Origin of the sequence: Pseudomonas bohemica (genome assembly GCF_002934685.1) — a bacterium.
Taxonomy (GTDB): Bacteria; Pseudomonadota; Gammaproteobacteria; order Pseudomonadales; family Pseudomonadaceae; genus Aquipseudomonas; species Aquipseudomonas bohemica.
Genome location: NZ_NKHL01000117.1, coordinates 138,915 through 161,353, shown reverse-complemented (window position 1 = coordinate 161,353; position 22,439 = coordinate 138,915). Strand labels below are relative to the sequence as shown.

At 58.3% G+C, this 22,439-nt stretch carries 20 protein-coding genes, 1 tRNA gene and 2 pseudogenes; 11 read left to right on the top strand and 12 right to left on the bottom strand.

Features of this window, described 5'->3' with window-relative positions; genetic code table 11:
* The first annotated feature begins 413 nt into the window (after positions 1–413).
* From ftsK to cysG, 6 genes are all read left to right on the top strand, one after another.
* Positions 414–2,819, top strand: a complete 2,406-nt coding sequence (gene ftsK, locus CE491_RS22545; protein ID WP_110950551.1) for a DNA translocase FtsK — start codon at positions 414–416, stop codon at positions 2,817–2,819.
* 217 nt (positions 2,820–3,036) lie between these two features.
* Positions 3,037–3,660, top strand: coding sequence for an outer membrane lipoprotein chaperone LolA (lolA, locus tag CE491_RS22540; protein WP_110950550.1), 624 nt, complete (start codon positions 3,037–3,039; stop codon positions 3,658–3,660).
* Between the two features lie 18 nt (positions 3,661–3,678).
* A complete protein-coding gene (locus CE491_RS22535; protein ID WP_110950549.1) occupies positions 3,679–5,001 on the top strand; it encodes a replication-associated recombination protein A in 1,323 nt (440 codons plus the stop codon).
* Positions 5,001–5,375, top strand: a complete 375-nt coding sequence (gene crcB, locus CE491_RS22530; protein ID WP_110950548.1) for a fluoride efflux transporter CrcB — start codon at positions 5,001–5,003, stop codon at positions 5,373–5,375. The genes CE491_RS22535 and crcB overlap by 1 nt, the downstream gene beginning before the upstream one ends.
* A 29-nt stretch (positions 5,376–5,404) precedes the next feature.
* The gene (gene serS / locus CE491_RS22525) at positions 5,405–6,685 is read left to right on the top strand and encodes a serine--tRNA ligase (protein WP_110950547.1); all 1,281 of its coding nucleotides are present in this window, start codon (positions 5,405–5,407) and stop codon (positions 6,683–6,685) included.
* The gene (cysG, locus tag CE491_RS22520) at positions 6,686–8,080 is read left to right on the top strand and encodes a siroheme synthase CysG (RefSeq protein WP_110950546.1); all 1,395 of its coding nucleotides are present in this window, start codon (positions 6,686–6,688) and stop codon (positions 8,078–8,080) included. It abuts the gene before it with no gap.
* A 176-nt stretch (positions 8,081–8,256) separates the two neighbouring features.
* On the opposite strand, the gene CE491_RS22515 is transcribed toward cysG, so the two are convergent.
* The 7 genes from CE491_RS22515 to CE491_RS22485 all read right to left on the bottom strand — a co-directional run bounded on the left by CE491_RS22515 (position 8,257) and on the right by CE491_RS22485 (position 12,538).
* Positions 8,257–9,258 (bottom strand): glutathione S-transferase family protein, encoded by a 1,002-nt coding sequence (locus CE491_RS22515; RefSeq protein WP_110950545.1) that lies wholly within the window; start codon positions 9,256–9,258, stop codon positions 8,257–8,259.
* 95 nt (positions 9,259–9,353) lie between these two features.
* Entirely contained in the window at positions 9,354–10,355 is a 1,002-nt protein-coding gene (locus CE491_RS22510; RefSeq protein WP_110950544.1) for a glycosyl transferase family protein, read from the bottom strand.
* Entirely contained in the window at positions 10,352–10,687 is a 336-nt protein-coding gene (locus CE491_RS22505; RefSeq protein WP_110950543.1) for a TusE/DsrC/DsvC family sulfur relay protein, read from the bottom strand. The genes CE491_RS22510 and CE491_RS22505 overlap by 4 nt, the downstream gene beginning before the upstream one ends.
* Positions 10,684–10,983, bottom strand: a complete 300-nt coding sequence (tusB, locus tag CE491_RS22500) for a sulfurtransferase complex subunit TusB (protein WP_110950542.1) — start codon at positions 10,981–10,983, stop codon at positions 10,684–10,686. The genes CE491_RS22505 and tusB overlap by 4 nt, the downstream gene beginning before the upstream one ends.
* On the bottom strand, positions 10,983–11,345 hold the full coding sequence (tusC, locus tag CE491_RS22495) for a sulfurtransferase complex subunit TusC (protein ID WP_110950541.1): 363 nt from the start codon (positions 11,343–11,345) through the stop codon (positions 10,983–10,985). The genes tusB and tusC overlap by 1 nt, the downstream gene beginning before the upstream one ends.
* Position 11,346: 1 nt before the next feature.
* The gene (gene tusD / locus CE491_RS22490; RefSeq protein WP_110950540.1) at positions 11,347–11,739 is read right to left on the bottom strand and encodes a sulfurtransferase complex subunit TusD; all 393 of its coding nucleotides are present in this window, start codon (positions 11,737–11,739) and stop codon (positions 11,347–11,349) included.
* Between the two features lie 127 nt (positions 11,740–11,866).
* On the bottom strand, positions 11,867–12,538 hold the full coding sequence (locus tag CE491_RS22485; RefSeq protein WP_110950539.1) for a Bax inhibitor-1/YccA family protein: 672 nt from the start codon (positions 12,536–12,538) through the stop codon (positions 11,867–11,869).
* Between the two features lie 215 nt (positions 12,539–12,753).
* On the opposite strand from CE491_RS22485, the gene CE491_RS22480 reads away from it, so the two are divergent.
* Positions 12,754–12,844, top strand: a tRNA-Ser gene (locus tag CE491_RS22480).
* Between the two features lie 127 nt (positions 12,845–12,971).
* Here CE491_RS22480 and CE491_RS31320 read toward each other — a convergent pair.
* Positions 12,972–13,220 (bottom strand): annotated as a pseudogene (locus tag CE491_RS31320) (integrase); the annotation flags it as partial.
* Here CE491_RS31320 and CE491_RS30400 point away from each other — a divergent pair.
* Positions 13,219–13,308, top strand: a pseudogene (locus tag CE491_RS30400) (transposase domain-containing protein); the annotation flags it as partial. The pseudogenes CE491_RS31320 and CE491_RS30400 overlap by 2 nt on opposite strands.
* Positions 13,309–13,366: 58 nt before the next feature.
* On the opposite strand, the gene CE491_RS22470 reads toward CE491_RS30400, so the two are convergent.
* Complete coding sequence (locus tag CE491_RS22470; protein WP_234407659.1) at positions 13,367–13,948, bottom strand: helix-turn-helix domain-containing protein; 582 nt, start codon at positions 13,946–13,948, stop codon at positions 13,367–13,369.
* Between the two features lie 520 nt (positions 13,949–14,468).
* Between CE491_RS22470 and CE491_RS22465 the strand changes: the two genes are divergently transcribed.
* Positions 14,469–15,227, top strand: a complete 759-nt coding sequence (locus CE491_RS22465) for an SDR family NAD(P)-dependent oxidoreductase (RefSeq protein WP_110950537.1) — start codon at positions 14,469–14,471, stop codon at positions 15,225–15,227.
* A gap of 689 nt (positions 15,228–15,916) precedes the next feature.
* On the opposite strand, the gene CE491_RS22460 is transcribed toward CE491_RS22465, so the two are convergent.
* The 3 genes from CE491_RS22460 to CE491_RS22450 are packed head-to-tail and all read right to left on the bottom strand — an operon-like array spanning position 15,917 to position 18,834.
* Positions 15,917–16,891 (bottom strand): sensor histidine kinase, encoded by a 975-nt coding sequence (locus CE491_RS22460; protein WP_110950636.1) that lies wholly within the window; start codon positions 16,889–16,891, stop codon positions 15,917–15,919.
* 27 nt (positions 16,892–16,918) lie between these two features.
* Positions 16,919–18,403, bottom strand: a complete 1,485-nt coding sequence (locus CE491_RS22455) for an ATPase domain-containing protein (protein ID WP_110950536.1) — start codon at positions 18,401–18,403, stop codon at positions 16,919–16,921.
* The gene (locus CE491_RS22450) at positions 18,400–18,834 is read right to left on the bottom strand and encodes a hypothetical protein (RefSeq protein ID WP_234407655.1); all 435 of its coding nucleotides are present in this window, start codon (positions 18,832–18,834) and stop codon (positions 18,400–18,402) included. The genes CE491_RS22455 and CE491_RS22450 overlap by 4 nt, the downstream gene beginning before the upstream one ends.
* 423 nt (positions 18,835–19,257) lie before the next feature.
* Between CE491_RS22450 and treA the strand changes: the two genes are divergently transcribed.
* Both treA and CE491_RS22440 read left to right on the top strand, forming a co-directional pair.
* A complete protein-coding gene (treA, locus tag CE491_RS22445) occupies positions 19,258–20,880 on the top strand; it encodes an alpha,alpha-trehalase TreA (RefSeq protein ID WP_110950535.1) in 1,623 nt (540 codons plus the stop codon).
* Between the two features lie 164 nt (positions 20,881–21,044).
* A complete protein-coding gene (locus tag CE491_RS22440; protein ID WP_110950534.1) occupies positions 21,045–22,193 on the top strand; it encodes an aldose epimerase family protein in 1,149 nt (382 codons plus the stop codon).
* The last annotated feature ends 246 nt before the right edge of the window (positions 22,194–22,439 follow it).

Sequence of the window (22,439 nt, the reverse complement as noted above, 5' to 3'; positions counted from 1 at the left end):
GGCCCGCGAATGCGGTCACAGGCGGTTGACCGTTACTGCAACGGGGAGTGCGGGGCAGATTTGTACGTATAACTTGGATCATGGCCATTGGACAGTTCGGCAGTGCGGTAAAAAGTGCGGCAAAAACAGGCCATAAGCCTTTGTCAGCAAAGAAAATGCATGATCAAATCGCTCGTTGTCATCGATGCTTGAAGATCTGCAAGGTCCGCGCCAGACTATCATGGCGCGCAGCGTGCAAATCCGTACAATGCCCGATGTTGTTTAACCTCATTTCAAGTCACCTGTCGAGCGTGCGTGCAACCTTGTTGGCGTCTGGCGATGGTCAGGAATCGGTCGGCACTATTTCGTTGATGCAGTCGTACATAGTCAACCACCAGTAGATGTTCGCGCTAGCGCGCAGGAATTGAAGCGTTTTGAAGAAATCCACCGCAGCACCCAGCTCCGTACCGCTCTGGCGGCAGCATTTGCACTACCGACTCAAGGAAGGTGCGCTGATCGCATTCGGCTTTTTGTGCCTGTACCTGATGATGTCCTTGTTGACCTACGATCAGGCCGATCCGGGCTGGAGCCACACCAGCAGCTCTGTGCAGGTACAGAACGCCGCAGGCCGCGCCGGTGCGTTCTCCGCCGACATCCTGTTCATGGTATTGGGCTATTTCGCTTACATTTTCCCGATCTTGCTGGGCGTCAAGGCCTATCAGGTGTTCCGTCAGCGGCACGAGCCGTGGCAGTGGAGCGGCTGGCTGTTTTCCTGGCGGATGATCGGCCTGGTGTTCCTGATTCTCGCCGGTGCCGCGCTGGCGCATATCCACTTTCACTCCACCGCAGGCCTGCCGGGCTCGGCCGGTGGCGTACTGGGTGAGGTGCTGGGCGATCTGGCCAAGCGTGCGCTGAACGTTCAGGGCAGCACTTTACTGTTCATCGCCTTGTTCCTGTTCGGCCTGACCGTGTTCACCGATCTCTCGTGGTTCAAGGTCATGGACACCACCGGCAAGATCACGCTGGATCTGTTCGAGCTGTTCCAGGGCGCGATCAACCGCTGGTGGACCGAGCGCAACGAGCGCAAGCAGATGGTTGCCCAGTTGCGCGAAGTCGATATGCGCGTCGATGAAGTCGTTGCCCCTGTGGTGCCCGATCGTCGTGAGCAGGCCAAGGCCAAGGAGCGTCTGATCGAACGCGAGCAGGCCCTGAGTGAGCACATGACCGCCCGTGAGAAGCACATTCCAGCTGTGATCGCGCCCGCTCCGGCCAAACCGCCCGAGCCGAGCAAGCGCGTGCAGAAAGAAAAACAGGTGCCATTGTTCGTCGACAGCGCCGTCGAAGGTACCTTGCCGCCGATCTCCATTCTCGACCCGGCGGAAAAGAAACAGCTCAACTATTCGCCCGAATCTCTGGCCGCGGTGGGGCATCTGCTGGAAATCAAGCTCAAGGAGTTCGGCGTCGAAGTCTCGGTGGACTCGATCCATCCGGGCCCGGTGATCACGCGCTACGAGATCCAACCGGCCGCTGGTGTGAAGGTCAGCCGCATCGCCAACCTGGCCAAGGACCTTGCACGTTCTCTGGCAGTGACCAGCGTGCGGGTGGTCGAGGTGATCCCTGGCAAGACCACGGTGGGTATCGAAATTCCCAACGAAGACCGGCAGATCGTGCGCTTCTCCGAGGTTTTGTCGACGCCGGAATACGACGACGCCAAATCCCCGGTTACCCTGGCCCTGGGCCACGACATCGGCGGCAAGCCGGTGATCACGGACCTGGCCAAGATGCCGCACTTGCTGGTGGCCGGTACTACCGGTTCCGGTAAGTCGGTGGGTGTGAACGCGATGATCCTGTCGATCCTGTTCAAGTCCGGGCCGGATGACGCCAAGCTGATCATGATCGACCCGAAAATGCTCGAGCTGTCGATCTATGAAGGCATTCCGCACCTGCTGTGCCCAGTTGTGACCGACATGAAGGATGCCGCCAACGCCCTGCGCTGGTCGGTGGCCGAGATGGAGCGGCGTTACAAATTGATGGCCAAGATGGGCGTGCGTAACCTCTCGGGCTTCAACCACAAGGTCAAAGAGGCCGAAGACGCCGGCACGCCGCTGTCCGATCCGCTTTACCACCGCGAAAGCATTCACGACGAAGCGCCGCTGCTGACCAAGCTGCCGACCATCGTCGTGGTGGTCGACGAGTTCGCCGACATGATGATGATCGTCGGCAAGAAGGTCGAAGAACTCATCGCGCGGATCGCCCAGAAGGCCCGTGCGGCGGGGATCCACCTGATTCTCGCGACCCAGCGTCCGTCGGTCGACGTGATCACCGGTCTGATCAAGGCCAACATTCCGACGCGCATGGCGTTCCAGGTGTCGAGCAAGATCGACTCACGGACCATCATTGACCAGGGTGGCGCCGAACAATTGCTTGGCCACGGCGACATGCTCTACATGCCGCCGGGCACCAGTCTGCCGATCCGGGTTCATGGCGCGTTCGTCTCCGACGATGAGGTTCACCGCGTAGTCGAGGCCTGGAAGCTGCGCGGCACGCCTAACTACAATGACGACATTCTCGCGGGCGTCGAAGAGGCCGGTAGCGGCTTTGAAGGCGGTGGCGGCGGTGGCGACGGCGAGGACAGCGAAAGCGATGCGTTGTACGACGAAGCGGTCAAGTTCGTGCTGGAAAGCCGCCGCGCCTCGATCTCTGCGGTGCAGCGCAAGCTCAAGATTGGCTACAACCGCGCAGCGCGCATGATCGAAGCCATGGAAATGGCCGGCGTGGTGACTGCAATGAACACCAACGGCTCGCGGGAAGTGATTGCACCGGCCCCCATGCGTGACTGACACTTCATCTATACGAACCAGAGCGTGTAATAACGTCACGAGCGACGGCGAGGCAAGGCAAAAACAGACGGAAAAGCGGAGTCCAGGTGTTCTAAATGAGCATTTTCCGCCTGTTTTTAAAGCAGTATCGCCGAGCATAGTCGTTGCACGCGTTCTGGGGCCGGATGGCGCCTGACAGGCGCCATCCGGCCTTAACCGAACTCATAAGAGGAATCCCATGCGTCTTATCCGCATGTTGTTGGTATCTGCACTGGCTTTTTCCGCTCTCCCGGCCCACGCCGACAGCAAGGACGTTGCGCGCTTGACCCAACTGCTGGAAAGCTCCAAAACCCTGAGTGGCCGGTTTTCCCAGCTGACCCTGGACGGCGGTGGCACACAGCTTCAGGAAACCGCAGGTGACATGGTCCTGCAGCGGCCGGGGCAGTTCTACTGGCACACCGATGCGCCGCAGGAGCAGCTGATGGTGTCCGACGGCAAGAAAGTCTCGCTGTGGGACCCGGACCTGGAGCAGGTCACCATCAAGACCCTCGATCAGCGCCTGACCCAGACACCAGCCCTGCTGCTGTCCGGTGACGTGTCGAAGATCAGCGAAAGCTTCGACATCAGCGCCAAGGAAGCGGGCGGCGTGATCGACTTCGTGCTCAAGCCCAAATCCAAGGACACCCTGTTCGACAATCTGCGCCTGTCTTTCCGCAACGGCATGATCAACGACATGCAGTTGATCGACAGCGTCGGCCAGCGCACCAATATCCTGTTCACCGGCGTCAAGGCCAACGAGCCTGTCGCGGCGAGCAAATTCCAGTTTCAGATCCCGAAAGGCGCTGACGTCATTCAGGAGTAAGAGGTTCGAGAGTCCAGCATGGACCTGTTCAGCAGTGAGCCGATTGCCCAGCCCCTGGCCGCCCGACTGCGCGCGACCAATCTGGATGAGTACGTTGGCCAACAGCACCTGCTCGCCCACGGCAAGCCCTTGCGTGAAGCGCTGGAGCAGGGAGCTCTGCACTCGATGATTTTCTGGGGCCCGCCCGGGGTGGGCAAGACCACGCTGGCGCGGCTGCTGGCGAAGGTCTCGGACGCGCACTTCGAGACCGTTTCGGCGGTACTGGCGGGGGTCAAGGAAATCCGTCAGGCGGTCGAGATCGCCAAACAGCAGGCGGGTCAGTACGGCCGCCGCACCATCCTGTTCGTCGATGAGGTGCATCGTTTCAACAAGTCGCAGCAGGATGCGTTTCTGCCTTACGTCGAGGACGGCACGCTGATCTTTATCGGCGCGACCACCGAAAACCCTTCCTTCGAACTCAACAACGCGCTGCTGTCCCGCGCCCGGGTGTACGTGCTCAAAAGCCTGGATGAGGCGGCACTGCGTCGGTTGGTCGACCGTGCGTTGACAGAAGAACGGGGCCTGGGCAACCGTCATCTGACCTTGGGCGATGAAGCCTTCAAGACTCTGCTGGCCGCAGCCGATGGCGATGGTCGGCGGATGCTCAATCTGCTGGAAAATGCGTCGGATCTGGCCGAGGACGGCAGCGAGATCGAGCCTGAACTGCTGCAGAGCCTTTTAGGTGACAGCCGTCGTCGTTTCGACAAGGGCGGCGAGGCGTTCTACGACCAGATTTCGGCCCTGCACAAATCCATTCGCGGATCGAACCCCGACGCGGCGCTGTACTGGTTCGCGCGCATGATCGATGGCGGCTGCGACCCGCTGTATCTGGCGCGCCGCGTGGTGCGCATGGCCAGTGAGGACATCGGCAACGCTGACCCCCGCGCGCTCCCGTTGTGCATGTCCGCCTGGGATGTGCAGGAACGACTGGGCAGCCCGGAAGGTGAGCTGGCCGTGGCTCAGGCCATCGTCTACCTGGCCTGCGCGCCAAAAAGCAACGCGGTGTACATGGGCTTCAAGATGGCCATGCGCGAAGCGACCGAACACGGCTCGCTTGAGGTGCCCCTGCACCTGCGCAATGCCCCGACCAAACTGATGAAGCAGCTGGGTTACGGCGAAGAATATCGCTACGCCCACGACGAGCCTGACGCATACGCCGCCGGTGAAGACTATTTCCCCGACGAACTCGAACCGCGTCAGTATTACCAGCCGGTTCCTCGCGGGCTTGAGCTGAAGATCGGTGAGAAACTCAAACACTTGGCCGCGCTCGACCGCGCCAGTCCTCGTCAGCGGAGAAAATAGTGATTCAGACGATTCTTGCGGTGTCGATTGCGGGCATCGCTGGTACATTATTGCGTTTTGCGGCAGGCACTTGGGTGTCGGCCAATTGGCCCAGGCATTTCTACACGGCGACGCTGGCCGTCAACCTGGTTGGCTGCCTGATCATCGGACTGCTGTACGGCTGGTTTCTGTTGCGCCCGGAAGTGCCGATCGAAATCCGTGCCGGTCTGATCGTCGGTTTTGTCGGCGGCCTGACGACCTTTTCGTCGTTTTCTCTGGATACGCTGCGCTTGCTTGAAAGCGGGCAGGCGCCCCTGGCCATCGGCTATGCGGCCATCAGTGTGATTGGCGGTCTGCTTGCGACCTGGGCCGGTTTGTCTTTGACCCGAATTTAATAAACCCGATTCAATAACGAGGCAACGATATGCTCGACTCCAAACTGTTACGTACCCAGCTTCAGGACGTAGCGGATCGCCTGGCTTCCCGTGGTTTCACGCTGGACGTGGCCCGCATCGAAGCGCTGGAAAACCAGCGCAAGACTGTGCAGACCCGCACTGAGCAGCTTCAGGCCGAGCGTAACGCCCGTTCCAAATCCATCGGCCAGGCCAAGCAGCGCGGTGAAGACATCGCGCCGTTGATGGCTGATATCGATCGCATGGCCGAAGAGCTGAGCACTGGCAAGAAAGAGTTGGACGGCATTCAGTCCGAGCTCGACGCCATGCTGCTGAGCATGCCGAACCTGCCGCACGAATCGGTGCCGGTCGGCGCAGACGAGGAAGATAACGTTGAAGTGCGTAAATGGGGCACGCCTGCTTCGTTCGGCTTCGAGGTCAAGGACCACGTTGCGCTGGGCGAGAAGTTCGGCTGGCTGGATTTCGAAACCGCCGCCAAGCTTTCCGGCGCCCGTTTTGCGCTGCTGCGTGGCCCGATCGCGCGTCTGCACCGCGCACTGGCGCAGTTCATGATCACCCTGCACATCAACGAACACGGCTACGAAGAGGCCTACACGCCTTATCTGGTCCAGGCGCCTGCGTTGCAAGGCACTGGCCAACTGCCGAAGTTCGAAGAAGATCTGTTCAAGATCGCTCGCGAAGGCGAGGCGGATCTGTACCTGATCCCGACCGCCGAGGTATCGCTGACCAACATCGTCGCCGGCGAAATTCTCGATGCCAAACAGCTGCCGTTGAAGTTCGTCGCTCACACCCCTTGCTTCCGCAGCGAGGCTGGCGCTTCGGGTCGCGATACCCGCGGCATGATCCGTCAGCACCAGTTCGACAAGGTCGAGATGGTACAGATCGTCGAACCGGAAAAATCCCTCGAAGCGCTGGAAAGGCTGACCGGCAATGCCGAACGCGTCCTGCAACTGCTGGAACTGCCGTACCGGGTATTGTCGTTGTGCACAGGCGACATGGGTTTCAGCGCCGTGAAAACCTACGACCTGGAAGTGTGGATTCCAAGCCAGGACAAATACCGCGAGATTTCCTCGTGCTCCAATTGTGGCGACTTCCAGGCGCGCCGCATGCAGGCGCGTTGGCGCAACCCGGAAACCGGCAAGCCTGAGCTGGTTCACACCCTCAACGGTTCTGGCCTGGCAGTCGGTCGTACCCTGGTCGCCGTGCTGGAAAACTACCAGCAGGCCGACGGTTCGATCCGTGTGCCGGAAGTGCTCAAGCCGTGGATGGGTGGCATCGAGGTCATTGGCTAAATGGAATTTTTGCCACTGTTCCACAACCTGCGGGGCGCTCGCGTACTGGTAGTGGGCGGCGGCGAGATTGCCTTGCGCAAATCTCGTCTGCTGGCCGATGCCGGCGCGGTCCTGCGGGTGGTTGCGCCCCAGATCGGAACAGAGCTGCGCGAGCTGATCGACAGCAGCGGTGGCGAACAGATTTTGCGTGGCTACAGCGAAGCGGATTTGAACGGTTGCATGCTGATCATTGCCGCCACCGACGACGAAACGCTGAATGCTCAGGTCTCCGCTGATGCCCGTCAGCGCGGCGTGCCGGTCAATGTGGTGGACGCGCCAGCCTTGTGCAGCGTGATCTTCCCAGCCATTGTCGATCGCTCGCCGTTGGTGATTGCGGTTTCCAGTGGCGGCGACGCGCCGGTGCTGGCGCGGTTGATCCGGGCCAAGCTGGAAAGCTGGATTCCGCCGACTTATGGCCATCTGGCGGGTCTGGCGGCGCGCTTTCGCCATCAGGTGAAGCAGCTGTTTCCCAATGTCCAGCAGCGCCGGGCGTTCTGGGAGGACGTGTTTCAGGGGCCGATCGCCGATCGGCAACTGGCCGGGCAGGGCGCTGAAGCCGAGCGTCTGTTGCAGGCGAAAATCGATGGCGATGCGCCGAACGCGGCGGGTGAGGTGTATCTCGTTGGTGCCGGGCCAGGGGATCCGGACCTGCTGACCTTCAAGGCATTGCGCCTGATGCAGCAAGCCGATGTGGTGCTGTATGACCGCCTGGTTGCACCTGCAATTCTGGAGTTGTGCCGTCGCGACGCTGATCGGATCTACGTCGGTAAGCAACGCGCCGATCATGCGTTGCCGCAGGATCAGATCAACCAGCAACTGGTTGCCCTGGCCAGGCAGGGCAAGCGCGTGGTGCGGCTCAAGGGTGGCGATCCGTTCATCTTCGGCCGCGGCGGCGAAGAGATCGAAGAACTGGCCGCCCACGGGATTCCTTTTCAGGTGGTACCGGGCATCACCGCGGCCAGTGGCTGCGCGGCGTATGCCGGGATTCCCCTGACCCATCGCGATTACGCGCAGTCTGTGCGTTTCGTCACCGGTCATTTGAAGGATGGCACCACCGACCTGCCCTGGAAGGACCTGGTTTCCCCGGCGCAGACTCTAGTGTTCTACATGGGCCTGATTGGCTTGCCGATCATCTGCAGCGAACTGATCAAGCACGGTCGTTCTGCCGATACCCCGGCGGCGCTGATTCAGCAGGGCACCACTTCCCAGCAGCGGGTCTTCACCGGCACCCTGGCGGATCTTCCGCAACTGGTGGCAGAGCATGAAGTGCACGCGCCAACGCTGGTGATCGTGGGGGAAGTCGTGATGCTGCGCGACAAGCTGGCGTGGTTCGAAGGGGCTCAGGCGAGCGTTTGAGGTTTTGCCCCTCTCCCGTGGTAGGCCGCTTGTCGTCCGGCCGCCTCGCTGACGTGCAGCTAGCGCTATACCCTGTGGGGGTGAGCTTGCGCACGAAAAGGGTCTGGCCATCACATCTATAGTGACTGATCGGACACCTTCGTGAGCAAGCTCACCCCCACCGTTGATCGGTGTCCTCACCCGTTCTGCAGAATGCCTTGCCCGTTCAATCGCCCGCGATCGTGCGCGCCACTGAAATCCTGCGCTGGACCTTTGGGCACTACGCCTGTTGGGTTGATGGTGGCGTGACTGGCGTAGTAGTGATGCTTGATGTGCACGAAGTCGACGGTCTCGGCCACACCCGGTAGTTGATACACCTCACGCAGCCAGTTGCTCAGATTCGGGTAGTCCGCGATACGGCGTAGGTTGCACTTGAAGTGACCGTGGTAAACGGCATCGAAGCGTATCAGCGTGGTGAACAGCCGCACATCGGCTTCGGTCAGGTATTCACCCGCCAGGTAGCGGTTCTCACCCAACAGTTTTTCGAGTATGTCCAACTCGCCAAACACATCATCGAAGGCTGCCTCGTACGCACCTTGCGACGTCGCGAAGCCTGCGCGATAGACGCCGTTATTGACCGCAGGGTAAATCGCGTCATTCAGCCGGTTGATCTCGGGACGTAACGCTTCGGGGTACAGATCCAGACGATTGTCGGTCAGTTCGTCGAACGCCGAGTTGAACATGCGGATGATTTCCGAAGACTCGTTGCTGACGATGCGTTGCAGCTTCTTGTCCCACAGCACCGGCACGGTCACACGGCCCGTGTAGTCGGGGGTATCCGCCAGATAACGCTGGTACATAAAGGTGTGTCCGTCCAGCGGATCGCCAGTCGAACCGGTCTGTTTGTCGAACGTCCAGCCGTTCTCGCGCATCAGCCAGCTCACTACCGAGACATCGACCAGATTTTCCAGGCCCTTGAGTTTGCGCACGATCAGCGTGCGATGCGCCCACGGGCAGGCCAGCGAGACGTAGAGGTGATAGCGACCGGCCTCTGCCTTGAAGCCACCTTCGCCGGAAGGACCAGGGCGACCATCGGCGGTCACCCAATTGCGGCGTTGCGCCTGTTCGCGCTGAAAGGCCCCGTCTTTGCTGCTTTCATACCACTGGTCCTGCCAGCGTCCTTCGACCAGAAGGCCCATGTCTGACTCCAAAAGTGTGTACGTTCGTACGTTGGAGATCAGTCTAAAGACAATCGTTCGAACATATAGCGCAAAGACTCGGGGGTAATGATCGACTAGATCGATTTGTCTCGATTGGCCCAGTACTCTTCGGCCCGCTCGAAGGCCTCAGTACGGGGCATTCCCAGGCCGCGCAAGGCCAGCGCGATGGTGGCGATCAATGCCAGTTGCGGGTAACTGTCCTCAATTTCGCCTTTCCAGATGGCGACAAGCTGCTGAGGATCGAGGCTTGTCGGCTTGACGTGGCGGCGCTCGGAGAGGGCCGGCCATTCTTCATCCCAGGGCTGACCATCGGTGGTGCCATACAAATGGCTGATGGTGTCAGGGTTGATCTCCACTTCACCGCCATCGCCCTTGATCACGATGGCGTGGTCGCCCAGCAGACCGCTTGCATCGCGATGCACCGACTGATAACCGGGGTGAAAGATGCTCTGTAAACCGCATCGCGCGTCCAGCGGATTGAGAATTCGCGCCAGTGAGTGAATCGGCGAACGCAAACCCAAGGTGTTGCGCAGGTCGATCATGCGTTGCAGCTGCGGCGCCCAATCCCCCAGCGGAATAAAAGCGATGTTGTGCTGTTCCAGCGCGTCGCCCACCGCCTGCCAGTTGCGGCACAGCGCAATACCCAGTAGCTCAAGCAACTGCTCGCTGTAAAGCCGGCCTGCGGTGTGAGCGCCGCCACCGTGCATCAATATCCGCACGCCATTCTGTGCAAGGCATTTGGCCGCCAGCAGATACCACGGCAAATGGCGTTTTTTCCCGGCATACGTCGGCCAGTCGATATCGACCGCCAGGGGCGGGGCAGTCAGGCGCTCACGCACCGCTTCGGTGAAGCCTGCCAGTTCTTCCGGGCTTTCTTCCTTGTGACGCAGCAGCATCAGGAACGCGCCAAGCTGGGTGTCCTCGACTTTCTCATCGAGCACCATCCCCATGGCTTCGCGGGCTTCTTCGCGGGTCATGTTGCGTGCGCCGCGCTTGCCCTTGCCGAGGATGCGTACGAACTGCGCGAACGGATGCTCGGCAGGAGTTTCGGTAACGAGAGCGGCAAATTCGGTCATAAGCAATTGGTCGGCTTTGGCAGGCCCGCCAGCTTGGCGGCAAGTTTGGCGGGAGTGCCGTTGAACAGGCGATTCAGATGCAGGCTGTTGCCCTTATCGGCGCCCAGCTTCAATGCGGTGTATTTCACCAGCGGGCGGGTTGCGGGAGAGAGCTGGTATTCGGCATAGAACGCCCGAAGCAGTTCGAGAATTTCCCAGTGGTCGGGGGTCAGCGCGATGTCTTCTTCAAGTGCCAGGGCCTGGGCGACCTCGTTGGACCAGTCGTGCAGGTCTTCGAGGTAACCGTCCTTGTCCAGCGCAATGGTGCGCCCGTCGACGATGAGCTGTTTCATAGCCAGGTGTTGACCTTGTCGAACTGCACCGACAGCTCGACGAAACCGGGGTAATCGACGCTGCGGACCCAGTCGGGCGGCGTCAGGTTTCGCGCCTTGACGTCTTCGTCGAGGATGAACAATTGAAGACTGTCGGCTTTAGCGTCCAGGGTCTGGCGTGCTGCCGTGGCGGGCGTCAGCGCATAGACAGCATCGCCGCAGAGCAGGATCGCATCTTCGTGACCCAGCACGCGCAGGCAGCTGCTCAAGCGTGAGTCGGCGAAAGGCGAATGAGATAACACGTGCAGGGTCGACATCAGATCGTGATCACTTGGTCATAACGGTCAATGAGCTCGGCGATTTCATGATCGCGCAGAACCTGTATCGGCTCGACGCTCAGTTCATTGGGCGACATGCCACGCTCGACGAGGCTGGTGTGGCAGGCAAACAGGTCTTCAACGCCAAACATCGACAGCGCCTGCAGGTTGGCCGTGAGGTCTTTCTGCTGCAACTGGGCAGCGCTCTGTAAAGGCAGCAGCTGCAACACACCGTCATCCAGAAACAGCATCCCCAGCGGCAAATCGAACGCGCCCCCGGCCAGGGCGATATCCAGCGCCTCGCGTGCGTTTGGGCCGGACCAAGGCGGCTGGCGGCTGATAATCAGCAGCGAATGCGGCATATCAAGGCCCTCCGAAGCAGATCAAACGGTCTGCCGCTTGCACTGCGTCGTGCAGTTGCCCAAGTCCTGACAGATCCCACGGCGCTGAGAGATTGGCCGAAGGACGTGAGTAGCGCTCGGCTTCCTGTTCGTTCAGTACCCCACGGCGCAGGGCGGCGGCGATGCACACCACGCCGTCGAGTCGATGTGTGTTCACGAAATCCCGCCATTGCGCGGGAATGTCCAGTTCGTCCTGCGCGGTGACGACATTGGCCGAGGCGCTGTGCACTCCATCCTGATAGAAGAACAACCGTACGATTTCATGCCTTGCGGCCAGTACTGCCTGCGCGAACAACAAAGCGCGGCGCGAGGAGGGCGCATGGGCAGGTGAATACAGGGCGATGGCGAACTTCATGGGCGGCTCGTTCAGCGGGATGGCAGGGTGAATGGGGCCAATGATAAAGAATTCAAAGAGCCTACACATTAAGCAGGCGGCAAAAAGCCCGCCGAAGCGGGCTTTTTGTCAAAGCTGCGACCGTTGATCAGTCGTCGCGACCCATGATGCCGAAGATCTGCAACAGGCTGATGAACAGATTGTAGATCGATACATACAGGCTGATGGTTGCCATGATGTAGTTACGCTCGCCGCCTTGGATGATGGCACTGGTCTGGAACAGGATGCACACCGAGGAGAACAGGACGAAGCCCGCGCTGATCGCCAGTTGTAGACCGCTGATCTGGAAGAACATGCTCGCCAGCACCGCCGCCAGCAGGACAAAGAAGCCTGCAGTGATGAAGCCGCCGAGAAAGCTCATGTCCTTGCGGGTGATCAGAACGTAAGCCGACAGACCTCCGAACACCAGCGCTGTCATGGCGAACGCCGAAGAAACGATCTCAGCGCCACCCTGCATGCCCAGATAACGGTTGAGGATCGGACCGAGGATAAAGCCCATGAAACCGGTCAGCGCAAATGCCGAAACCAGGCCCCATGCCGAGTCGCGCAGCTTGTTGGTGAGGAAGAACAGACCGTAGAAACCGATCAGCACCACGAACACGTTCGGATAGCGCACATGCATCTGCTGCGCGACGAACGCCATGATGCCGCTGAAAGCGAGGGTCAGGGCCAGAAGGCCGTAAGTGTTGCGCAGGACGCGGCTAACCTCTAGCTGCTCGACCTGCACGCGGTTGTTGACTGCGTAATCCTGTTCGCGCATGGCGCTACTCCTGATGACTGGAATTGGGGGTTTGAAATCTCAAGTTGCAAAGATCATAACAGAGCGGTGGCAACACGCGAGGGAGAGAGTTTGACAGCTTGTTTCATTACGGTATTATGGCGCCCGCAACGCGATGGGAGGCCGAGTGGTTTGAGGCGGCAGACTTGAAACTGCCGCTCCTGACTGTACAAACACACCTTCACATCAGATGCATCGGGAAATTGGCAGAGTGGTTGAATGCACCGGTCTTGAAAACCGGCGAACGTTAATAGCGTTCCCAGGGTTCGAATCCCTGGTTTCCCGCCAATATATTCGACAAGGCCCTGAGTTCTCAGGGCTTTTTCGTTTCTGGCGTTTAGATTGCTCGATAGTCTAAGAGCTGATGATTTCCGCGTCATTTCAAACGTTTTCCGCAACTCGGCCATATTTCCGGTCAGCGTGTCGGCTTCACAATCTCTCCCACACGACGATAAACCGTCTCCGTGATGCGCTTGTCGGAGTGCCCCAGCAGGCGGCTTGCATCGCTTAAGTCGAGGATCTCGCTTGCCGCCTTGGGGCGAATCTCGCGGAACTGGAATTTGCGAATGCTCACAGCAAGAGTCTCGTCAGGGCGCTCCCGAGCGATACTAATTGCTTTGACTCGAGCATCGTCGAACCGCAGTCGTAGCATCGGCTTGGTCACCTATTTGAAGGATGTTCTCACGCGCCTGCCGACGCAGCGAGCGAGTGAAATCGAGCAACTGCTTCCGCATAACTGGCATCAGGCTTAATCGCGCAAGGTCAACAACGGATGCTTGGTGTAGGCCGTCCATACCAGTGCACCTGAACTTAACACCGATGACGGTATTCACGCGGCGTTATGCCGGTATGACGTCTGAACAATTGAGCGAAATAACTCGGGCTGGCATAGCCAACCTCAAGGGCGACGTTCAGGATGCTGAGGTCGGATTCCAGAAGCAGCTCCCGCGCCGTTTCCATCCGCAGATGAATAAAGTACTGGGATGGGCTCCGCCCAGTTGCTTTCTTGAACAGGCGACTGAAGTGCGAAACGCTCATGCCCGCTTCGGATGCCATTCTGTCCAGGCTGAATGCACTGCCCATCCCTGTTAGCAGGGTCGCAATGGCCTTATGGAGTTTGTAGGCCGGCAAGGCGTTCATACGTTTGGACGGTTCGCTGTCGTCGCCATAGCGTCGGGCCAAATGCACAGCAAGCGCTTGGCCTACGCCTTGTAGGTACAGAGAGCTGGCTTGCGAGTTTGAAGTCACTTCGTGATAAAGGGATCTCATCAGCCCCGTAACTTCGGGATCTCGTTCGCCGGATACCTCTCGTAGCCGCTGGACTCCGTCGGGACACGAAACAATATCCCGCGCGGCAAGATCCAGCAGATGCTGGCTGAGATAGACATGCATCACTTCAAAGCCCCCATCGCTTTCTGTTTACCATCGCATTTCATAAGGGAGGGGCGACGTTGTCAGAAAAAAGTCGCCACCAGCGACAGGGGTGGCCGTCCACTCTTCGTTCCTCATGCGCTCTTCTATGACGGCAGCACCTGAAACGATCAGAACAAGCAGAGGTTCTGCGACAGCAGGAATCATCAGACTCTGCTGGGTGGTTCGATGCCTGAATATCTGTACCTGCACCTGCGAGTTCAAACTTTGGCCAAAAGGCTGATGGGCCGTAGCGGGTAGGTAGTCCGGCATTTTATGGGCGGGAATCCGCTCATGATGATCTGAACGGGATGGTTGGCCAAGCGTTGCCATGGCATGTGTTTCGCGAGTGATGGGTCGACAGAGTAGCGAGTCCAGGCGACTAAAAGCAAAATCCCGACAGCCCGGCAAAAATGCGGCAGATCCGCGCGAAAGAATGGGAGAACGTGTCGTCGTCTACAGCAGCAGTTGTTGCGGCTGGATGCCTTCTCTGGAGAGAACGATGACGGTTGATACGCGTGGTGAATTCGAAGGTCGGGTGGTTCTGGTGACCGGTGCAGCGAGTGGGATTGGCCGGGCTGTCGCCCTGATGCTGCATGAGCGCGGGGCTCAAGTGGTAGCTGAAGACAAAAGCCCGACAGTCGAGCAACTCGCCCGGCCCGGCCTAGTTCCACTGATTGCGGATATCACTGAAGATGGCGCTGCCGAAACAGCAGTGGCGACAGCGATAGCACACTTTGGCCGTCTGGATATATTGATCAATAACGCCGGGATCATCATAAACAAATTGGTCGTGGACATGACTCGCGATGATTGGGAGCGTATCCAGGCCGTCAATGTCACGGCGGCATTTTTACATGCTCGGGAAGCTATAAAGGCGATGATCCCGAATCGAATGGGTGCGATTGTCAACATCGCGTCCTATGCGGCTTACCAGGCGTTCCCTACGATTGCGGCTTATACCGCTTCAAAAGGTGCGCTGGCCCAGCTGACTCGCACGTTGGCCCTGGAGGTCATTGACTACGGTATACGCGTCAATGCAGTCGGCTCCGGAGATGTTGTGACTAATATCCTCAACGATGTTGTTGAAGACGGCCCTAGGTTCCTTGCCCAGCATGGTGAAAAGACGCCGATCAAACGTGCCGCTCAGCCCGAAGAGATCGCTGAGGTCGTCGCGTTTCTAGCCTCAGAGCGGGCATCTTATATTTTGGGCGCCGTCGTCATGGCGGATGGAGGAATGAGTGTCCCCGCTGGCGCCTGATAGGGCCTAATTCTACCACTTACACCGTGTTGACCGACTGGGCCTGCGATCCTGTTCATGTGATTGGTTGATCTGGTCGCATCAACGACAAAAGGGGCCTTGCTCGACGGTTACTGTGCTGGCGCATCATTTCTTCCCGCGTCGGGATGCCCGGCCAGTTCTCGGCGTCGTAATCGATGGTCATGGGTGAGTCTCAATACTGTTTGGATTTGCAGTAATCGAGGCGTAGAGAAAAAATGCCAGCCGGGCTGACGAGTTGCAGTCGGGGGATGGTGTGGCGATCGGCAGAACGCCGGAGAAGGGATTGTGCGAAAGCTGGCTAATAATTGCTGCGGCTATCTTGATCTCACTACCGCAAAGCCTCCCTTTCTCGAGGTTTCTTTTTAGACAGCAAAACCGCACAGGGTTTTTAATCTGCATGCGGGCTGGTTCATACACTACCGCTGCGGTAGAGAGGAATCTATACATTGCCCATAAGGTAGGGCGATATTTCCGCGGGCGGGGAGAACGACACCGAGCGTTATATCAGTCGTTGACTGGCCACACGGTCAGGACGCCCGCCCGCTGGAATTAGCTGTGTGGACGCGAGTCTTTGGTAACTAAGTTTTCAGTAGAGCGTGCATTTAGGGCTTTTGAAGAGTTTGAGGTGTCATCTTGGCGAGGCTTGTTAATTGCTCTGATAACAATGCCTAGTCGTGCGCTAATTCCATCAACGGAAAAGTGACGACAAACTGGCTGCCCCTACCTTCACCTTCACTAGCGGCAATGACCGTACCGTCATGTGCTTCAACTAAGTCCCGAACGACAGTTAGCCCTATCCCCAGGCCCTTGCGGTTAAGCTCCACCGCTCGAGGATCCCGCACGAACAAATTAAAGATGAAAGGAATGGCAGTTGGGGATATGCCGATACCTTCATCCGAAATGCAGATGTTGAGGTTACTGCCGTCAACAGTGGCCGCTAATGTGACCCTGCTTTCCGGGTGACTGTATTTAGTAGCATTGGTCAGCAGGTTATTCAAAATCTGGAAAATGCGCACAGCATCGCCGTTCACCCACAAAGGGCCAGGAGGAACATGGGCTGCGAAGCTGAGATTTTTCTCGGACATGAGTGGGATGCATGCCTCGGCCGATCTGTTGATGACCTCCACGACATCGGTTGTCACTTGGTTGATTCGTAGTTTTCCGGTGCTAGAGATGTCTACCAGATCCTCGATCAGACGGGACATTTGCTGCACCTGCCCTTTGATTAGGTCGCATACACGGGGCAGCTCTTCAGGCGGCATATCCGCCAGCTGCTCTACCAGCATGCCGATGGGGGTCAACGGGTCGCGCAACTCGTGAGCTGCGGTGGCCAGGGTACTTTTTTGTCGTATTAACGCTTCCTCAGCCAAGTCCTGAAGGTCCTGTGCATGGAGTGCGGATATGACCAGTTGTTCGTTCGCTGCCCGCATCTTCTGATTGGTGTTGACCAATTCGGCCAGATCAGCGTTTTCAGTACTGCCCTGTTTCGACAGCAAGGTCAATAAAAGACGCTGGTTCGCCTCTACCAGTCGAGATGCCTGCAGGCTATCGCCCATCGCGAGGAGCTCGCGCTGCAGGAACGCCAAGTGGGTTAGCGCCTGTTGTTTTTCCTGACCGAGCAGAAGCCGCCGTTGCTCGTTCATGTCATCAGACCTACTCACTAAACCCACTCACTGGATGTCTCCTCCTGAAGTGTCGATTTCAGGTGGCCGCCTGGAGGGATGACCGCTTAGCAGCCCTTCGCGGTCATGGATCATTCCGCCGATCTGCAAGCCATCCTTATCGATCTGGTAAGAACGCAACTCGTCCGAATGATCACTTGCCCGAACCTTGACGACCGCTAGAATACGCTGGATGCGGCTGTTCATTTCGACGTAGCGCTGAACGATGATGGCATCCGTCAGAAACGCCGTGCCGTACGGACTGAAGCGTAGATCCGTGTACCGGTCCTCCAGCTCGGAGGTCATCAATACCGTGACGCCGGTGCTGGTGAGGGCGTTTACCATCCGCGACAGCGATTCACGGAAATCCTCGCGAAAGGCTGGCGCTACGGCCAGCTCGAAGCCGGAAAGCGAGTCGATGACCACTCGAGTCGCCTTGAGCCGGTGGATCTCGCTAAGCAACTGCTGGACGATTTCGTCCAATGAGAGATCAGCAGCGCGTCGATCCACCACGCCGATCCGATCACTTTTGATCAATTCAGTGAGCTTGGAGCTGCGCAGGTGACTGGTGCGCTGTTCAAATACCGCGATGACGCCGGTTTCTCCATTACGCGCACCTTCCTCAAGAAAGCTCGCTGCGAGGATGCTTTTCCCCGAACCGGATGGCCCCGCTACGAGTAGAGAGTAGCCCATGGGCAGACCACCACCGAGCATTTCGTCCAGATCGGGCACACCCATTTTAAGACGCACTTGCGAGAGGCCGTCCAGCGGCTCGAGATGAGTATGGGACGTCGCTGCGGCAGGCGGAAAGATGGTTACCCCTGATGAGGCAATCCGAAATGTATGAAGACCTGGCAGCGTAGGCTGGCCGCGCATCTTCATGATTTCCATCTTGCGTACCATTGAGTTTCTTTGCACGCTCTGGCGCAACCAGATCAGCCCGTCTGCGACCGTGAACACCGGATTGCTGTCCAGTTCGTTAAAGTATTCGCCCAGTAGAAAAGTAGTCGCATGCCACGTCGTCATCAGCATGCCCAGTTGCTGGACGAATTGAGGAAGATCGTTATTTGGATTGCCCTGAGTCTGACTTGCGAGCACGACCGACCGGAATGAATCCACGAATACCAGCGCCGGGGAGTGGGTTTCTACCTCGAGGACGATCCGCCGTAAAACCTCCTCCAGATCCCCGGCGAGCGTATCGTCCGCCAGATTGACGTAGCGAATCGAGCGATTAACCGCTTCGTCATCAAAAAAATCGAATTGCTGCTGATAACGCAGCATTTTTAGGGGAGGCTCGCCGAGCACGGTGAAGAAAATGGCTGGACGCTCGGGCGTGGCAAGGGCGAACATCATCTGATGGGCCAGCGTGGTTTTTCCGCAACCAGGAGGACCAGCGATCAGATTGAATGAAAATTCTGGTAAGCCTCCGCCCAGTATCTCGTCCAGACCGGGTACGCCTGTGGCCAGGCGATTGATTTTTACCTTGGTACTCATCTTGAAATTTCCTGCGGATTAGCGCCGCTCAAAGAATTTGCCCAAACGTCAAGCAGCAGCCGTGCGGCAAGCGACCGGCCGATTAGTGTCGCAAGTAACTCATAAAACGATTTTAAATATTCTTCGCCAAAAAAAACGGCATCTTCTTTAGTTTGGTTGGCCAGCAAGCCTCTGAGTTCTACCAGATTCATGGCCACCCCTAGGCTTTCGTAGGTGGTGGCGAACTGCGGGTGTTTCGCGGTGCACAGAAAATAGCTGCGACGGTATAGCGCGGCGACGCCTTTGGGCCCGAGGATCGGTACGAGTGACGCTTGCGCATCTTCGAACAAGGAGGCAATCGCATTGGCGACTTTCGAAAGGTCAAAGACTCCTTCAATCCGCTGCGCTAGCGACGCTACGATCCTGCGGTCCGCTTCGTTTTCAGCATGCATGGCTATCATTTTCTGGGACAAAACGGATGGATAGTACACATTTGCAAATTTAGCGGACGATCTTTCTTAAAGAAGCCGATAGGCGAGCACCCCAGCTACAAGCGGCCTGTAAGTTGGGTGCCAGCTCCATATCAGTCTGGCTGGGTTGCAGATCGACTCGGGACAATAAACATTGTAGGTGCGTGCCTTATCATTCTGGGCATGGTGGTTACCGAATATGATACTGACGCGGTGGCAACGAAACGCTCAGCCGCCACCGACGCGTAGTGGTTCATACCGTTAATTCCCCGTGAAAATGGAAGTGCGCCACCGGTTAGCCGCGCGACCGTTGCGCTTTCCGCCAGAACTGGTCATTGGGGGGAACCTCTCAACACGCCTGGCGGTCACCTGCATGTCGCCGACAACCCGAGAAGGAGCCCATCTATGCGTTTTTTGCATTACACCAGCCTGACCTGCGGCGCTCTGCTTTTGACGGCGTGCTCCGCACAGCCACCGGTCATGTGGGGGGCCAATGATGCGGCTGTCCGCCAGGCATTGCCACCTGACCAAGCCTACCCGGAGCTCTTCGAAGCCGTGCAGCGCGACCAGGTGTTCACCGATCAGAAGCACTTCGTGGATGCCTTGCCCAAACGCGCTCCGGCGCAAATTCGCGCCGATTATCTGGCCCAAAGCAAAGGCTCGGGCTTCGACCTCAAGAACTTTGTCAGCGACAACTTCATCGAGTCAGGCGAGGCCGAAAGTCCGGCACCTAAACCCGGGGCTCCGATCAAAGAGCATATTGAAAAGTTGTGGCCGGTACTCAGCCGCAGCTACAGCGAAGTCCCCCAGTACAGCAGCCTGCTGCCCCTGCCACAGCCTTACGTGGTGCCGGGCGGGCGTTTTCGCGAGATGTACTATTGGGATTCGTATTTCACCATGCTTGGCTTGGAGCAGAGCGGCGACAAGGCGCAGGTACGGCAGATGGTCGACAACTTCGCTTACATGATCGATATCTACGGCCACATCCCCAACGGCAACCGGACCTACTACCTCACGCGTTCGCAGCCGCCGTTCTTTGCTTATATGGTGGACCTTGAAGCGCGCATCGAAGGGGATCAGGCGTACGGCCGCTATCTGCCGCAATTGCAAAAGGAATATGCCTATTGGATGGAAGGTTCGCAGACTCTCAAACCCGGAGAAGCGGCCCAGCACGTGGTCAAACTGGCCGATGGCAGTCTGTTCAACCGATATTGGGATGCAAGCGCCACGCCGCGTCAGGAGTCCTGGCTGCAGGATGTAAAAACTGCCGAACAGGTTCCGGAACGCCCGAAAGAGCAGGTGTGGCGTGACTTGCGCGCTGGCGCCGAAAGCGGATGGGACTTCAGTTCGCGGTGGCTGGGCGACGGCAAAAACCTGACCACCATCCGTACCACCTCGATCGTCCCGGTGGACCTCAACAGCCTGATGTATCACTTGGAAAAAACCATCGTCAAGGCCTGCCAAACCACGGCCAATACCGCCTGTATCCAGGCGTACGACAAACGCGCCCAACAGCGTCAGGTAGCGATCGAGACCCATTTGTGGAATAGCGCGGGCGGCCATTACGTGGACTACGACTGGCAACTGAATCAGCAGCGCCCGGCGCTGTCCGCCGCAGCGGTGTTTCCTCTGTACACGGGCCTGGCCTCTACGGCTCACGCCAAGGCCACAGCGCACGCCCTGCAGAACGGTCTACTGCGCGCCGGCGGCCTGGCCACTACTCAGATCAGCAATGGTCAGCAATGGGACGAACCTAATGGCTGGGCGCCGCTGCAATGGGTGGCCGTGGTGGGTCTGAGCCGCTATCAGGAAAACGGGCTGGCAGCACAGATAGGCACGCGTTTCCTGCATCAGGTGCAGGATCTTTATGGCGCACAGGACAAGTTGGTCGAGAAATATGACCTGTCGGGCCTGGGGCAGGGAGGTGGCGGCGGGGAGTATGAATTACAGGATGGGTTTGGCTGGACCAACGGGGTGACGCTCAAATTGCTGCAAAAGTACGATACTTCCTACGTGACTGGGCAATAGGCGGAAGGCTGTGGTACCGAGCTTTGCTTGGTACCTGCCACAAGTCAGGCGGGGGGCCCAGAGAAGAGGGTCTGCGTCTCTAAAAGCGCAACAAGATTCTTCATAGGGTCCGGCCGCGCGCCTGAACAACCTTATATCTGCGTTTAAAGGATACGGAGTCATTCATGACAATACGTTCGCTGCATACTGGCCTGGGATTGGTCCTGATGATGTCTAGCGTCACGGCCATCGCTGCCGGCCTTACCCATCAGAAGAGCCCCTTCGGCGCCCTTGCCGACGGCACGCCCATCGAGAAGTACACACTGAGCAACAGTCACGGCATGCAAGTCAGCGTGATCACCTATGGAGCGGTGCTGCAATCGGTAATCGTTCCCGATAAAAACGGTAAAAGAGACGACGTATTGCTCGGGTTCGACGACCCGCAGAGTTATCAGAAAAATGCCGATCCGCATTTCGGCGCGACCATCGGACGCTACGGTAACCGCATCGCCGACGGCACGTTCGAGCTGAACGACACCCGCTACAAGATTCCGTTGAACGCAGGACCAAACGCCATGCACGGGGGGCCAAAAGGCTTCGACACCCATGTCTGGAAGGCTGTCCCGATCAAGCAGAAGGACTCGGTAGGCGTCACGCTCAGCTATACCAGCCCGGATGGCGAAATGGGCTTCCCCGGTGCGCTGGACACCCAGGTGACCTACAGCCTGAACGAGCGTAACGAGTTGCAGATCCAGTTCCACGCCACGACCAGCAAACCCACGGTCGTGAACCTCACCAATCATGGCTACTACAACCTGGCGGGGGCGGGCAACGGCACCATCCTCGATCAGGTCGCCACCCTTCACGCCAGCCACTACACACCGGTGTCGGCCAAGCTGATCCCGACCGGTGAGATTGCCCCGGTAGCGGGCACGCCTATGGACTTCCTCAAGCCCACCGCATTTGGGACACACATTAAAGATGATCACCCGCAGCTCAGGTTTGCCGAGCCCGCGCAGGGTGGCTTCGACTTCAATTACGTTCTGGACACCCACGGTGACGTGAGCAAGCCAGCTGCTGAAATCAGCGACCCTCAATCAGGCCGTCGCTTGCAATTGTTCACCACTCAACCGGCGTTGCAGCTCTACACGTCGAATTCGCTTGATGGGACGATTACTGGCAAGGCCGGGAAGGTCTATCAGCACTGGGGCGCTTTTGCCCTTGAGGCCGAGCATTACCCCGACTCACCCAATCAGCCAGCATTTCCCAGTACCCGCCTGAATCCCGGGCAGGTGTATTCACAAACAACAGTGCTCAAGTTCACTCACGACTGACAGCGCAGCGGTGCAAATGGAGAGGGTTTTGGTTATTAGAGGAACACGAATCCAGGAGATCCATAGGCTACTAACTCTTATGCCGGAGGTCGGCCTGAGCGACGCCGGTTTACACGCTACAGCCGAAGAGCTGTGCACGCTGATCGACTGCAATACGAACTTCATAGTGGGTGCGAATCCCTGCCAACGACTTTGTAAGACGACAGCTTCGCGTTTTGGCTTCCCTGCTGATGATAAAGCGCGATT